Below are 14,930 nucleotides of genomic sequence, written 5' to 3' on the forward strand. Positions count from 1 at the left end.
GTATTGAATCACTTCTTAGTCAAAGGTTCTGACGGTTTTCCACTACCTTTGCCTATTGTGATCATTGGTAGCCTCGGGTTGCAATAGAGGATGCACCAAACACGTTTGAACAGAGAGCCCGGTGGGCATTCAGAGTCGTTCGATTCATCTAAGTAGATCATACAGATGCACTATCTGGTAAAACCCAATTGGCGGAAATGGCTGGTTGCCGGTATCGGTTGCCTGATGGTGTGGGTAATCACACCCGCTCTGGCACAACGTAAAGCCAAGGATAAAGAGAAGGAGCAGAAACCGAAAGAAGGCGTTCGGGGCGTGGAAGAATCCTTATTTACGGAAGGAATGAAGTTCATGATGATGGACGAACCTTCGAAAGCCGTCGCGCAATTTCAGAAAGTTATCCAGCTCTATCCCGAAAATCCGGCGGCTAATTATGCAGCCGCAACGGCGCTGGTGAAATTGAACAAGCCCGAAGAGGCCCTGCCTTTTGCCCAGAAAGCCGTTCAACTGGATAAGAGCAACAATAAATATTATGTGCTGCAGCTGGCCGAACTGCTGGTGAAGCAGAAGCGCTATTCCGACGCCGAAAATCTCTACGAAGAGCTGATTAAGAAAAGTCCCGACAACATCGAATACGGTGTTGAACTGGCGGCTATTTATCTTTTCGACGAAAAACCGGACAAGGCCCTCGATATGTACGACAAAGTGGAGAAGGCCATGGGCATGAACGAGGAAATTGTTCGGCAGAAACAGCGGATTTATTTAAAGCAGAATAAAGTTGAAAAAGCCATTCTGGAAGCCGAAAAACTGGTGGCTTCCGAACCGGGCGAAACCGATTACTTACTGGAAGGCGCGGAGTTGCTGATTGCCAACGACCGCAACGATCAGGCGGTTGACTGGCTCCAGCGGGCGCTAAAAGTAAACTCGGATCTGCCCCAGGCACACGTCATGCTGGCCGATTTATACCGTAAGCAGGGCAATCTGGAAAAATGCAGCCAGGAGCTGGATAAGGTGTTCTCCAATCCGAATCTGGAAGCCGACATCAAGGCCCGGATCTTGTCGAGCTACATCGATATGATGGGTAAAGACGAGAAAGCCAGACAAAGCGCCGTCAAACTGGCGAAAGAACTATCGGCGGCCCATCCCAGAGATGCCCGATCGCAGGCCATCTATGCGGATTTGCTGGTTCAGCAGGGCAAAAAAGCCGAAGCCCGCGATTATTACGTCAAAGCCGCCCGGCTGGACAAAGCCAAGTATGAAGTCTGGGGAGCCATTCTGCAACTCGATGGCGAATTGAATCAGATGGATAGTATGTTGGTTCATTCCGAACAGGCGCTGGAATTATTCCCGAATCAGGGCGTAATCTGGGCATTCAACGGATCGGCCAATTACTTCAAGAAACGCTACAAAGAAGCCGTTGAAGCCTACGAAGAAACCAAGCGGCTTTCGGCTACTAACGCCGAGCTCATGAAGAGCGTAAATGCGCAACTGGGCGACGTCTACAATGGCATGGGCGACCATCAGAAATCGGACGAAGCCTACGAACTGGTTCTGAAAGACGACCCCGACAACGATCACGTTCTGAATAATTACAGTTATTTTCTATCCTTACGGAAGGAAAAATTACCACTGGCGTTGCAGATGTCGGAGCGTCTGGTCGAAAAAAATCAGACTAATGCGACGTATCTGGATACTTACGCCTGGGTTTTGTACGTCATGAAAGACTATGCCAAAGCCCGAACCTACCTTGAAAAAGCCATCCAGGTCGACAAGAATGTGAGTGGCACCATTATCGAACATTATGGCGATGTGTTGTATCAGCTCGGCGAACACGACAAGGCCATTGAACAGTGGAAGCGGGCAAAACTAAAAGGCGAAACGACCGAACGGTTGGATAAGAAAATCGCAACCGGAAAAATTTATGAGTAAATACCTTATCGGATTTCTGTGCGTCATCATGCTGCTCACGTCAGAAGGGTGTCGTCGCCGGAGGCTCTTCCGCAACGCCCCGCCTTCGCCGGTGGCAGATACCGTTTCTGTAAAACCCACACTTCCAACCGATAGCACGGCTGCGGCCCCGGTTCTACCTTCCATTGATCCCAATGCCACGGTCGAGCAGGTTGATTTTTCGTATTTGACGGCAAAATCAAAGGTTTCGTTTAAAAGTAAAGACCAGGATATCAACAATGCCAACGTAAATCTTCGAATCGATAAAGACAGTTTGATCTGGCTGTCGGTATCGGGCGTGGGTGTTGAGGTGGCGCGGGCAATTATTACAAAAGACTCGGTGGTGATTATGGACCGTATTCACCGCGAATATTCGGTGTATGATTATCAGTCGTTAAGCCAGCGGTTTAACTTTAACCTGAATTTTGGCCTGATCCAGTCGCTGTTAATCGGCAATCTGCCCTTACCGAAGGAACCGGCGCAACGGGTTAAAAATGAGAAGGATTATCTGCTGCTCCGGCAGCGTGAAGGCAAGGTGCTGGTGGAAAACTACATTGGTGAGCAAAACCGGAAACTGAAAAAACTGCTGGTGGTTGAGCAACCCACCAAGAATTCGCTGACGCTGGATTATGATGATTTTACCGTACTGAACAATTTTCTGTTTCCCTATACCAGTCTGGTAACTGTCGATTACAAATCCAAAAACGATGGACAGCCTTACCAGACCGTCTTACGAATACGACACAATAAAGTTGAGCTTACCGATAAAAATCCGGGCTTTCCGTTTAACGTTCCGCCAAAATACCAGCGGAGACCGTAACACCCCGTATTGCAAGATGCGTATGAAGTATAGAGTGGTTCGAGCTACAGGTTGGAGGGCATTTATCCTGATTTTTTCCCTATGCTGGCTGGCTGGTGGGAAGGGAATGGCCCAACAGCGGAGTCGCCAGCAGCTGGAAAAAGAGAAAAAGCAGAATATTGAAAAAGTCTCGCAGATTCGGACGATTCTCAAAAAGACCTCTTCGCAGAAGCAGGCGACGCTTGGCCAATTAAAAGCGCTGAATCAGGAAATCTCGGCCCAATCCAAACAAATCAACCTGTTGACGGAAGACGTCAAATTGATGACAACCGAAATTCTGCAACTGCGCCGAACCAGTACGCAGTTGCAGAATGATCTCGAAAAGCTCAAAAAAGAATACGGCGAGATGATTTATGCCGCCGACAAACGACGGCAGCAGGTCAATCCACTCGGTTTTCTGTTTTCGGCCGAAAACTTCAACCAACTGGTTGCACGCTATAAATACCTCCAGCAGTATTCGGAAGCCCGCCAGGGCCAGGTTCGGCAGATGGAGAAAGTGCGGCAGGAGATGCTGGCCAAAAAACAGGCTGTCGAACATAAAAAGAAACAGCAGCAGGGCACACTGGCCGTACAGGTTAACGAATCGAAACGGCTGGAAGGTCTGAAAGAAGAGAAAAACCGGGTTGCGCAGGAGCTCAGTGAGAAAGAACAGGAGTTGCGCACCGAACTGGCCGAAAGCCGTAAGGCGGTCAATCGCCTGGAATCGGCAATTACGGAAATGATTCGCCGGGAAATCCGTGAACGGGAAGAACGCGAACGCATTGCCCGGCTGGCCCGCCTGAAAGCAGAACGCGAACGCATTGCCCGGGAAAAGGCCGCGGCAGCCGCAGCGGCAAAAGCAGAAAGGGCCGCAGCCGCCAACGAGCCGGATGCCAACAAGCCGGACGCTGCCGAACCAAAACCGGCGGAGCCAAAAGCCACAGAATCGGCTGTGGAAGCCACCGAGCGAACCGCCCGGAAGCCCGACGAACGCCGGAATACCTTGTTGAATGACGAAGAAGCCGCTCTGGCGTCATCATTTGCGTCATCGAAAAACCGGCTGCCCTGGCCCGTCACCCGCGGCTTTATTTCGGATCATTACGGCGTAAAACCCCACCCGGTTTTGAAAGGCGTTATGCAGGATAATCCCGGCATTGATATTCAAACCACGCCCGGCGAAGTGGTCAGGGCGGTATACGACGGGATTGTCCAGTATACAACCTACGTAACCGGCATGCACAACATCGTTGCCGTTCAGCACGGTGATTATTATACCGTGTATGCCAAATTGAAAAGTGTATCCGTGCAAGTCGGGCAGCGCGTCAAGGCCCGCGAGGTGATTGGTATCGTAGCGACGGACAAGGATGGCGTTGCCGAAGTCCAGTTTCAGGTCTGGAAAAGCACCAACCGGATGAACCCCGAGTCCTGGCTGATCGACCGTTGATGGTGAAGAAACCGGAAACCGTCTGCGGTTGCTAGAATCATTTTATCACCATCTTGGTTTTATTGCATACGAATAGCAGTAGATTGCCTGCTGAATCCTGCTCACTAAGTCTTAAAACGATTTACATACGGAATGTCTGTTCACAACCCCGACGTCAAACGGATCACTACCCACGTTATTCAGGAGCTGAAAAGCAAGGGTGAGAAAATTTCAGCACTGACTGCCTATGACTATTCGCTGGCCCGTTTGGTCGATGCCGCCGGTGTAGAAATTATTCTGGTTGGTGATTCGGCCTCGAATGTGATGGCGGGCCACGAAACCACCTTGCCGATTACACTGGATCAAATGATTTACCACGCGACCTCAGTGGTCCGGGCCGTAAAGCGGGCGTTGGTTGTGGTCGATTTGCCCTTCGGGTCGTACCAAGGAAATTCGTCGGAAGCCCTGCGGTCGGCCATCCGGATCATGAAGGAATCGGGTGCACATTCGGTAAAGATGGAAGGCGGTTTGGAGGTCAGGGAGTCAATAATCCGGGTTTTGAGTGCGGGTGTTCCCGTGATGGGCCACCTGGGTCTGACGCCCCAGTCGATTTACAAATTTGGCACGTATGCCGTTCGGGCCAAGGAAGAAACCGAGGCCCAGAAGCTATTGGAAGACGCCAAAATGCTGGAAGATATTGGTTGCTTTGCCGTGGTTCTGGAGAAAATTCCGGCGGCATTGACGCAGCAAGTCTCTCAAAGTCTGACCATTCCAACGATTGGAATTGGGGCCGGCCCGGATGCCGACGGTCAGATTCTGGTGTTGCACGACCTGTTGGGAATCAACAAAGAATTTAAACCGCGTTTTTTGCGTCGTTATGCCGATCTGCACGGTGTGATAACCCAGGCCATCGAGCATTATGTCGACGATGTGAAAGATCGCGAGTTTCCGAGTAAAGAAGAAGCTTACTAGCCGTCAGACTGGCCGGATTGTGAATGACTTCCGGCCACTGGGCACAAAAGACGGTTTGAAAACCGTCCTAAACGAATGAAACAGAAATACGTCGTTGTATACGAAGATAATCACCTGATTGTTGTCAACAAGGAACCGGGTGTATTGGTGCAGGCCGACAAAACCCGTGACGTGCCCCTGCTTGATATGATCAAAAATTATATCAAGAAAAAGTACGATAAGCCCGGCGACGTCTTTCTGGGAACCGTCCACCGGCTCGACCGGCCCGTTAGCGGTCTGGTGGTGTTCGCCCGAACGTCGAAGGCGCTGGAACGGATGAACGAAATTTTCCGGAAACGGCAGGTCCAGAAAACGTACTGGGCTGTTGTTGGCAGAAGGCCAAAAGAAGAAAAAGGCCGGCTGGTGCATTTCCTGTTGAAAGACGAAGCCACCAATACCGTAAAAGCTTTTGAAGATGAGGTGCCGGGTTCACAACGGGCGGAGTTGACCTACCGGACACTCGGTAAAATCAATGACCATTATTTGTTGGAGGTAAATCCGATTACGGGCCGTCCGCACCAGATTCGGGTACAATTGGCGAGTATCGGCTGCCCGATTCGGGGTGATATCAAGTACGGCTTTCCACGGCCAAATCAGGACAGCAGCATCAATTTACATGCCAGACGGCTTTATTTCATTCACCCCATAAAAAAAGAACCCCTGATCTGTAAAGCCGGGGTTCCAAATAGTCCCTTTTGGGAGGAGTTTTTAACCCTTGATCCGGAAGATTACAAGGATAAAAACCTGGATTTTATTTATTAATTACTGAAACTGGCGCGGGGTAAACGTAAAATCGTCCTAAAACAAGCCAACGTGTGGCAGCTACCCAGACCAGGAAAAGCAGCGTATGGATCGGGAATAGACGGTAAAAAAGATTATTTTACGGTCGGAGCAACATCAGACCAAAACTGGTTTAGCACCCGTTCAGCCATCTGGATGGCTCCTTGAAACGCTCCAAATATCATACAAAGGGGCAGGATGATTGGAAAGAAAACCACCCAATGCAAAATCATGTTCAATTTGACCTTCTTCATCTCGGTTTTTGGGTAAAAGGGTGCCACTTTTAGTAAATTCAAGGTAGTCAAAACCTTACTGCACTGGTAATTAACTCAACTAAAAAACGGGTAGTTTCTGATTATATTCAATAATAGTCTTGAATTATTTCTATAACAAATAATCAAAAAAAAAGATTTACAAAATTAGCCACGCTGCTCCTGTTGCTTTTTCTTATGTCACGGAAAAATAGTAATTTGTTCTTCCATTAAGGATTTGAATTATTAGATAAATACAAAATGTTGAATATTATTCAACTTTTACCGGATTCAATTGCCAATCAGATTGCGGCAGGAGAAGTGGTGCAACGCCCGGCATCAGTGGTCAAAGAATTACTGGAAAACTCCGTTGATGCCCAAGCAAAAACCGTACAAATTATTATCCGTGACGCTGGTAAAACGCTGATTCAGATCATCGATGACGGAATTGGTATGTCAGAAACGGATGCCCGGATGAGCTTTGAACGGCATGCTACCTCAAAAATCCGTTCATCAGACGATCTCTTTCGCATCCGGACGATGGGTTTCCGGGGTGAAGCTTTAGCGTCTATTGCCGCCATTGCCCAGGTGGAACTACGAACACGCCGATCCGATGCGTCGCGAACCAACGATGAACTGGGAACCCTGATTCGGATGGAAGGGTCGGAATTGAAAACCCAGGAGTCGGTTTCGTGTTTACCGGGAACGAATATTCTGGTAAAAAATTTATTTTTCAATGTGCCCGCCCGACGAAATTTTTTAAAGAGTAATTCCGTCGAAATGCGGCATATTCTGGACGAATTTCAGCGCATTGCACTGGCTCATCCGGAAGTGGCGTTCTCCATGTATCAAAATGATTCGGAAGTATACAATCTACAAGCCGGGAAACTGAGTCGCCGGATTGTCGATTTATTCGGGAAGCAATACCGTGAGCAACTGGCTTTTTGTGAAGAAGAGACGCCTTACGTGAATGTACGCGGGTATATTGGCAAGCCGGAATTTGCCCGCAAAACACGCGGAGAGCAGTTTTTCTTTGTTAATTCGCGCTTCGTTAAACACAACTACCTCCATCATGCCGTCGTTGGCGCGTATGAAGGAACGATTCAGGACGGTTTTCATCCTTTTTATGTCTTGTTTATTGAAATCGACCCGTCGCACATCGATATCAATATTCATCCGACTAAAACAGAAATCAAGTTCGATGATGAACGATCGGTGTATGCCATCGTCATGGCGGCAGTTCGGAAAGCCGTTGGGGTGTATAATCTGACTCCTTCGCTCGATTTTGATTCCAATGTTAACTTCCTGCCCGTGACTCCGGCCCCCCGTCGGTCGTCAGAAGAACCGCTAAGAAGCGGCCAGACTGAAGCGAAAGAACGGTCGCCGTTGCGTCCGATGTCGCCGGCCTGGTCGGCCGAACCGTCCGACCACAAGGCGGCTACCGGTTTTGACTTTCCACGAAAGTCAGCGGCCAATTGGCAGGCTTTGTTTGAAGGGCTGAATACCGATGAAACCACGACGGAGGATCAAAACCTGTTTGAAAGCACTCCGCCCGCCGAGAATCCGTCGGAAGCGGAGTCGGTAACGCTCGGTAGCCGGGTGAACAAACTGGTGAGTTCGGCGGTTGCACTGGAAGGAACCGGGGCCATTATTCAGGTGCACAACCGGTATTTAGTGACCTCCGTTCAGGCAGGAATGCTGGTGATCGATCAGCGCAGAGCTTACGAACGGGTTCTGTACGATCAATATCAGGTGGCTCTGACCAAGCGTAACGGCGTATCGCAGCAATTGCTGTTTCCCAAAACGGTAACGGTCATGCCGGTCGATTATAACCTGGCGCTCGAATTACGGGACGATTTGACGAGCCTGGGCTTTCTGTTCGACGAAATCGGGCAGAATGCCTTCCTGATCCGGGGCGTACCGGCGCTTTCGGTGGGTGAAAATGAAGAAGAGTTATTTGCTAATTTGCTGGCCCAACTCCGTGAGGATACGGGGCGGCTTAAACTGGAGCGTGCCGAAGTTCTGGCCCGTTCGCTGGCCCGCCGATCGGCCACGCGGCATCAGAAACAATTGGCCGAACCGGAACAACGGGCGTTGGTCGATCAATTAATTGCATCATCAAACCCATCCTATACCCCCAACGGTGAACCGATTACAACTATTTTGGCGTTGGATAAATTAGCGGGATTATTTCGGTCCTGATATAGTTAGTATGCTAGAAAACGTTACAATTTTATGAATCTTACGCCCGTCGTCAGGACGCTACTACTTATTAATGTTGGTTTGTTTTTTGTAAAGGCGTTAGGAATCGATCTGATCAATACGTTTGGATTATATTCCGTGTTGTCACCGGCGTTTGCACCCCATCAGTTTGTGACCTACATGTTTCTGCATGCTAATTTTGGGCATATTTTCAGTAATATGCTCGGTTTATTTTTCTTTGGCCCGATGCTTGAACAGGTATGGGGAAGCAAGCGGTTTACGATTTTTTATATGATTACCGGTATTGGAGCCGGATTATTATTTGCAGGCATAAACTATTTTGAAGCCAGTCAGTTACGAGATGCAGTGGTGGCTTTCCAAAGTAACCCGACACCGACGTCGCTGGAGTTGTTTTTGTCGGATCGGGGCCTGTTGAGCCAGGGGGATAATTTTTTAAGAGTATTTGAAGAGAATCCGACCGATCCCTCGTATATACGAGGATCGGTACAACTTGTTAATTCCTATTACGAACAGCAGTTGGCTGTACCGATGGTTGGAGCATCGGGAGCAATTTTTGGAATTTTGATGGCATTTGGATTATTATTCCCAAATACCGAACTTTTCCTATTATTTCCGCCGATACCCATCAAGGCAAAATACCTGGTGGCATTTTACGGCGCATATGAATTGTATTCCGGCATTTATCGGGCACAGTCCGACAATGTGGCGCATTTCGCCCATATTGGCGGTATGCTGTTTGCTTTTATACTGGTAAAATATTGGGGGAAGCAACGAAATAATTTTTATTGAGTGATGAGTGGACTTTTAGATGACTTCCGGAGCGAGTTCAACAAGCCCAACAATACGTTGGTGCAGTTGATTCTTATTAACACGATTGTCTTTTTGCTGCTTTTGATCCTGAAAGTCATTCTGACGCTGGCAGAAATGTCGGGAGTCTACAATCTGATTGTCGATCAACTGCGGTTACCTGCTTCGCTGGGTGTTTTTATCACGAAGCCATGGACGATGATTACGTACTTCTTCACCCATGAAGACGTCTTCCACATTTTGTTCAATATGCTCTTTCTGTATTGGTTTGGGCGTTTGATCGACGAATACCTGGGTAATCGCAGGCTGGTTGCGTTGTATATGCTGGGTGGTCTGGCCGGCGGTTTGGCCTACATGGCCATTTATAACCTTCTCCCCTACTTTCAGGAGCAAGTGAGCGAATCCCGAATGCTGGGCGCTTCGGCGGCCGCTTTCTCCGTGGCCGTTGGGGCTTCCACACTGCTGCCGAATTACACGTTTCATCTGCTGTTTTTTGGGCCGGTACGGATCAAATACATCGCCTTCTTTTACATTGTTCTGTCATTGGCCCGCTCCATCGGTCCGAATGCCGGGGGCGATCTGTCCCACCTTGGCGGAGCTGTTGTTGGTTTTCTGTTCATTAAAATGCTCCAGAACGGCACGGATCTGGGCCAGCCTATTTACTGGGTCATGGATGGCTGGCAAAGCCTGTTCCGAAAAAAACCGCCTGTCAAAGTATCTTACCGTCAGCGCAGCAGCGCCAGCATGAGCGCCGGGTCGTATGCGGCTCCGTCGTCGCCATCGGCCGTTGCCATGCCGGACCAGGACGAAATCGATGCTATTCTGGATAAAATTTCGCGTTCCGGCTACGAAAGCCTGACCCGGGAAGAGAAACAGAAACTGTTTCGGGCCAGCCAGCGTGGATAGAATCTAAATTGTATTTTTCTCGCGGGAATTAAGTAGCGTACGTCGCAAAAATAAAAATTGATATTGATTGAACATAGTAAAAAGCACGCTGAAATACGGTTTCAGCGTGCTTTTTGACCCTTTATCAATTCTATAGTACACTTGTACAGAATCGGGACAGGAGATGCACAGTTTGTGTTTTTTTTGTACTTTTGCCCGGTAATCAGTTCATAAATACACGTTGTGAAACAGTTTGTTATCACACGGAGTTTATGAAAAACATTTTATATCATCCAACCTACTATGTTGATCACACCCGGCAAGTTACTCGCCAAGATTGACACTCCGGACGACCTCCGTAATCTGAATCAGACCGATCTGCCGCAAGTCTGTGCCGAACTCCGGCAATTCATTGTCGATAACGTATCGGTATACGGAGGCCATTTTGGAGCCAGTCTGGGCGTTGTCGAATTGACGGTTGCCCTTCATTATGTTTTCAATACGCCGGATGATCAACTGGTCTGGGACGTTGGCCATCAGGCCTATGGTCATAAAATTCTGACCGGACGACGGGATAATTTTCATACCAATCGGTTTTACAAGGGGCTTTCCGGTTTTCCAAAACGCAAGGAAAGTCCATACGATGCGTTTGGCGTCGGCCACTCATCAACGTCAATTTCGGCCGCCCTGGGAATGGCCGTGTCGTCGCAACTACAAAACCATCCGAAACGACACCATATCGCTGTGATTGGTGACGGTGCACTGACGGCCGGACTGGCCTTCGAAGGCATGAACCATGCCGGAGCCACCGAGGCCGACCTGCTGATTGTCCTGAATGACAACTGCATGTCCATCGACCCCAACGTAGGGGCTTTGCGTGAATACCTGACCGATATTACTACCTCGCCGACGTACAACAAAATGAAGGACGAAGTCTGGAATTTGTTGGGCAAAATGAGCAATTTCGGCAAGAGCGCGCAGGATATTGTTTCCAAGATCGAAACGGGGCTGAAAGCGTCGCTTCTCCATCAAAGCAATCTGTTTGAGTCATTACACCTGCGGTATTTTGGCCCCATCGATGGCCATGATATCGATCATCTGGTGAGCGTGATGAACGACCTGAAAGACATTCCCGGCCCCAAACTGCTGCATTGTTTAACCGTAAAAGGCAAAGGGTACGGACCCGCCGAAAAAGATCAGACCAAATGGCACGCGCCCGGGTTGTTTGATAAAGTGACGGGTGAAATCAAAAAGAAAGTTTACGATAAACCACAACCGCCTAAATACCAGGACGTTTTTGGAAATACGCTGGTTGAACTGGCCGAAGCAAACGATAAAATCGTAGGTGTGACACCCGCCATGCCGTCGGGTTCGTCGATGAACATCATGATGAAAGCCATGCCAACCCGGGCTTTCGACGTCGGAATTGCCGAGCAACATGCCGTGACCTTCTCGGCCGGTATGGCAACGCAGGGGCAGGTGGTTTTTTGCAATATTTACTCCACGTTCATGCAGCGGGCTTACGATCAGGTCATTCATGACGTCTGTATTCAGGAATTACCGGTGGTTTTTTGTCTGGATCGGGCCGGTTTTGCCGGAGCCGACGGTCCAACGCACCACGGCGCCTACGATCTGTCGTTTATGCGTTGCATTCCGAACATGATTGTGTCCAGCCCAATGAATGAGCAGGAACTGCGAAATCTGATGTTTACGGCACAATCCGACAAAATTCAGCACGGAAAGCAGGCGTTTACCATCCGGTATCCCCGGGGTGAAGGCGTGATGCCCAACTGGCGAACACCTCTTGAGGCCATCGAAGTAGGAAAAGGACGCAAACTCCAGGATGGAAAAGGCGTTGCTATTCTGACCATCGGGCCCATCGGTAATTATGTCGCCACTGCCTGTGAACTGCTCGACAGCGAAAAGATTCAGCCGGCGCACTACGATATGCGTTTTGTGAAGCCAATCGACGAAGTCATGCTGCACGAAGTATTCCAGCGCTACGATAAAGTACTCACCGTTGAAGATGGCTGCCTGATGGGCGGTTTTGGCAGCGCGGTGCTCGAATTCATGACTGATCACGGCTATGTGGCCCGCGTGAAGCGGCTGGGAATTCCGGATGCGGTTATTGAACATGGTGAACAGATTGACCTGCACCGTGAATGCGGTTTTGATCCGAAGGGAATTGCCGATGCCGTTCGGGAATTGATCTATACGGAACGGGTAGTAACGATTTAATATCCCCTTTACAAGGAACGTGGTCGGGTCACCGATGCGATTGAACCGCGGATTTTGGTCAACTCCAATCTGCACCAGTCAATCGCAAGGGTGATCCGGCCACGTTTTTATTCATTTCAGATTCGTAAAATGCAGGTATTTAAATTCGGCGGAGCGTCGGTAAGAGATGCTCAGGGAGTTCGCAATGTTGCGGGAATTATTCAACAGCAACGCCCGAATAATCTCCTGGTGGTGGTGTCAGCTATGGGCGAAACCACCAATGCACTGGAACAGTTGACATGGGCCTATCTTCGCCGACAAGGTGATCAAGAGCTAATCTGGCAGCGGATTCGGGCTTATCATGAGCAGATTATCCGTGACCTAACCAATAAGCCCGAAGCTTTCGAACCCGTCTACAGTCTGTTTTCGGAGGTGGAAACGATGCTGAACCAGGAGCCGGAGCCTCATCAACACCCCGACAAAGTATATGACCACCTGGTTTCGTATGGCGAACTGCTGTCGACCCGGATTGTCAATGCGTATCTGAACCAGTCCGGTTTGGATTCGTATTGGGTTGATGCCCGGCGGTTGGTGCGCACCGATGACAGTTATCGCGAAGGCAAGGTAGACTGGGAACAAACCTGTGAATACATCACCGATACGCTAGCCGATTTGCTGGAAACCGGTGTCGCTATTACCCAGGGCTTTATTGGCAGCACGGGCGAAGGCTACACAACGACCCTGGGCCGCGACGGTTCGGATTATACAGCCGCTATTTTTGCCCATTGCTTGAATGCAGAAGGCGTTACGATCTGGAAAGATGTGCCGGGAGTTTTGAACGCAGACCCCAAATGGTTCGATGAAACCGTCAAAATTGATCAGTTGACCTATCAGGATGCCATCGAACTGGCCTATTACGGCGCGACGGTTATTCACCCGAAAACCATCAAACCGTTGCAGAACAAGAACATTCCGCTCTACGTTCGGTCGTTTTTGCATCCGCAGGAGACCGGAACCGCCATTGGGCAATTTGAGAAACATCTGCCCATTCCGTCGTTCATTTTTAAAATGAATCAGACGCTGATTTCCCTTCATCCGAAAGACTTCTCGTTTATTGCCGAAGAAAATCTGAGTAAAATTTTTGGTCAGTTTGCGGAATATGGGGTAAAAATCAACCTGATGCAAAATACCGCCATCAGCTTTTCGGTGGTAGTGGATCACCGTCCGGAACGACTGGCCCGGTTGATGCCGAACTTGCAGGAAGATTTTCGGATTAGCTACAACGAAGGGCTGGAGCTGATCACGATTCGTCATTACGACGAGAAAACCATCGACCGGGTTTTGGTCAATAAAAAGTTGCTGGTCGAACAGAAAAGCCGGTATACGGTGCAACTGGTCGTAAAAGACCTTTAAGTACCCACGGACTTTAGTCCGTGAGATTCCAGGAAAGCAAGCATCTCACGGACTAAAGTCCGTGGGTACTTAAAATTTCGGACAGGAGAGCTGCTTGCGAGCCTTGCGGTTTTTGGGTTTGCCAGCCGGAAAATTCTCGAAGGTGTAGGATAATGAAATTTCGTGGGCACCGCCACTGCCCGGCCCGAGCGATGAAATGGTGGCGTCGTAACTATAACCGATCGAAAAATTGTCCTGCCGGAAGCCGGCCAGTATTACCAGTGATTCGCGGTTGGTAACGTTAGGTGCGTATTTTTTTAACGGCAAACCGCGGTACCAAAGCCCAACGACCATCGGGGAGTAGGTCATATAAAGGCCCAGATCCAACTGATCGTATTTACCCTGAAACCGGTAGTTGACGGCGGGAGAAATGGTTTTTTCACGATCCCATTCGTCGCCTAACCCGGTGAAACCGGCAAAAGGAATCCGTAAACCGGCGTGTAAGCTGCCTTTCATCGGCAGGCGGCTTTCATCACTCAATACAAAAACACCCTGATTTGGCCGGCTTAAATGGTTCGCGGCAAAGCCAATCCAGTACCAGTCGGAATACAGCAAACCGCCAGTGGAGAAATCCAGGTACGAAAGCTTCGGCGATCCGTTGGTAACGACGGGGTCTGTGGTTGGATTGCCGGTAAATCCGCCGTTGTTATATTGATCGCCAAACGTAAGGCCAAACCAGTTGATGGAACGGTTTACATACGATCCCTGCACCCCCAGCCGGACAAAAGTTTGTTCGGCTACCTGAATCTGGTAAGAATATTGCAAACCGATATCGGTAGACCGGATGCGACCCTGGCCCTGGTTATCATTTTGGAGCAGCAAACCGACACCGCTGTTGTAGCGTTCGAAATAATGGTCGACACTCACCATCGACGTGACGTAATTGGTGACAGCAGGCCATTGGTTGCGGTAGTTGACCGATACCCGCGGAGCTAATGCCGAACCGGCAAAAGCTGGGTTCAGGTACAATGGAGCCGCATAAAACTGCGAAAACTGCGGGTCTTGCGCCCAACCCGTTCCGGCAATCAGCAAGCCAAACAGAAGAAATAAGTAACGTTTTAACATGACTGTATCATTAGTGCAAACAACTTGCCAAACT

Annotated in this window: 11 protein-coding genes; 10 read left to right on the plus strand and 1 reads right to left on the minus strand. The window is 49.4% G+C overall.

Translation table 11 applies throughout. The features are described 5' to 3' along the window. Positions 1–165 precede the first annotated feature (165 nt). The 10 genes from EHT87_RS18830 to EHT87_RS18875 all read left to right on the plus strand — a co-directional run bounded on the left by EHT87_RS18830 (position 166) and on the right by EHT87_RS18875 (position 13,792). Positions 166–1,926: a tetratricopeptide repeat protein gene (locus tag EHT87_RS18830; RefSeq protein WP_124908218.1), complete on the plus strand. Its 1,761-nt coding sequence runs from the start codon at positions 166–168 to the stop codon at positions 1,924–1,926. Beyond that, entirely contained in the window at positions 1,919–2,764 is an 846-nt protein-coding gene (gene lolB1 / locus EHT87_RS18835) for a lipoprotein insertase outer membrane protein LolB1 (protein ID WP_124908219.1), read from the plus strand. Before EHT87_RS18830 ends, lolB1 begins: the two co-directional genes overlap by 8 nt. 106 nt (positions 2,765–2,870) lie before the next feature. Beyond that, on the plus strand, positions 2,871–4,226 hold the full coding sequence (locus EHT87_RS18840; protein ID WP_229321177.1) for a murein hydrolase activator EnvC family protein: 1,356 nt from the start codon (positions 2,871–2,873) through the stop codon (positions 4,224–4,226). A 132-nt stretch (positions 4,227–4,358) separates the two neighbouring features. Further along, complete coding sequence (gene panB / locus EHT87_RS18845) at positions 4,359–5,177, plus strand: 3-methyl-2-oxobutanoate hydroxymethyltransferase (RefSeq protein ID WP_124908221.1); 819 nt, start codon at positions 4,359–4,361, stop codon at positions 5,175–5,177. Between the two features lie 75 nt (positions 5,178–5,252). Continuing rightward, complete coding sequence (locus EHT87_RS18850) at positions 5,253–5,978, plus strand: RluA family pseudouridine synthase (RefSeq protein ID WP_124908222.1); 726 nt, start codon at positions 5,253–5,255, stop codon at positions 5,976–5,978. Positions 5,979–6,508: 530 nt separating this feature from the next. After that, positions 6,509–8,449 (plus strand): DNA mismatch repair endonuclease MutL, encoded by a 1,941-nt coding sequence (gene mutL, locus EHT87_RS18855; protein ID WP_124908223.1) that lies wholly within the window; start codon positions 6,509–6,511, stop codon positions 8,447–8,449. Between the two features lie 33 nt (positions 8,450–8,482). Further along, positions 8,483–9,259, plus strand: a complete 777-nt coding sequence (locus tag EHT87_RS18860; RefSeq protein WP_124908224.1) for a rhomboid family intramembrane serine protease — start codon at positions 8,483–8,485, stop codon at positions 9,257–9,259. 3 nt (positions 9,260–9,262) lie between these two features. Beyond that, positions 9,263–10,183, plus strand: coding sequence for a rhomboid family intramembrane serine protease (locus EHT87_RS18865; RefSeq protein ID WP_124908225.1), 921 nt, complete (start codon positions 9,263–9,265; stop codon positions 10,181–10,183). 282 nt (positions 10,184–10,465) lie between these two features. Then, on the plus strand, positions 10,466–12,400 hold the full coding sequence (gene dxs, locus EHT87_RS18870) for a 1-deoxy-D-xylulose-5-phosphate synthase (RefSeq protein WP_124908226.1): 1,935 nt from the start codon (positions 10,466–10,468) through the stop codon (positions 12,398–12,400). A 129-nt stretch (positions 12,401–12,529) separates the two neighbouring features. After that, entirely contained in the window at positions 12,530–13,792 is a 1,263-nt protein-coding gene (locus EHT87_RS18875) for an aspartate kinase (RefSeq protein ID WP_124908227.1), read from the plus strand. Positions 13,793–13,861: 69 nt separating this feature from the next. On the opposite strand, the gene EHT87_RS18880 is transcribed toward EHT87_RS18875, so the two are convergent. Continuing rightward, complete coding sequence (locus EHT87_RS18880; protein WP_124908228.1) at positions 13,862–14,896, minus strand: PorP/SprF family type IX secretion system membrane protein; 1,035 nt, start codon at positions 14,894–14,896, stop codon at positions 13,862–13,864. Between the last annotated feature and the right edge of the window lie 34 nt (positions 14,897–14,930).

The organism is Larkinella knui (assembly GCF_003858645.1).
Taxonomy (GTDB): domain Bacteria; phylum Bacteroidota; class Bacteroidia; order Cytophagales; family Spirosomataceae; genus Larkinella; species Larkinella knui.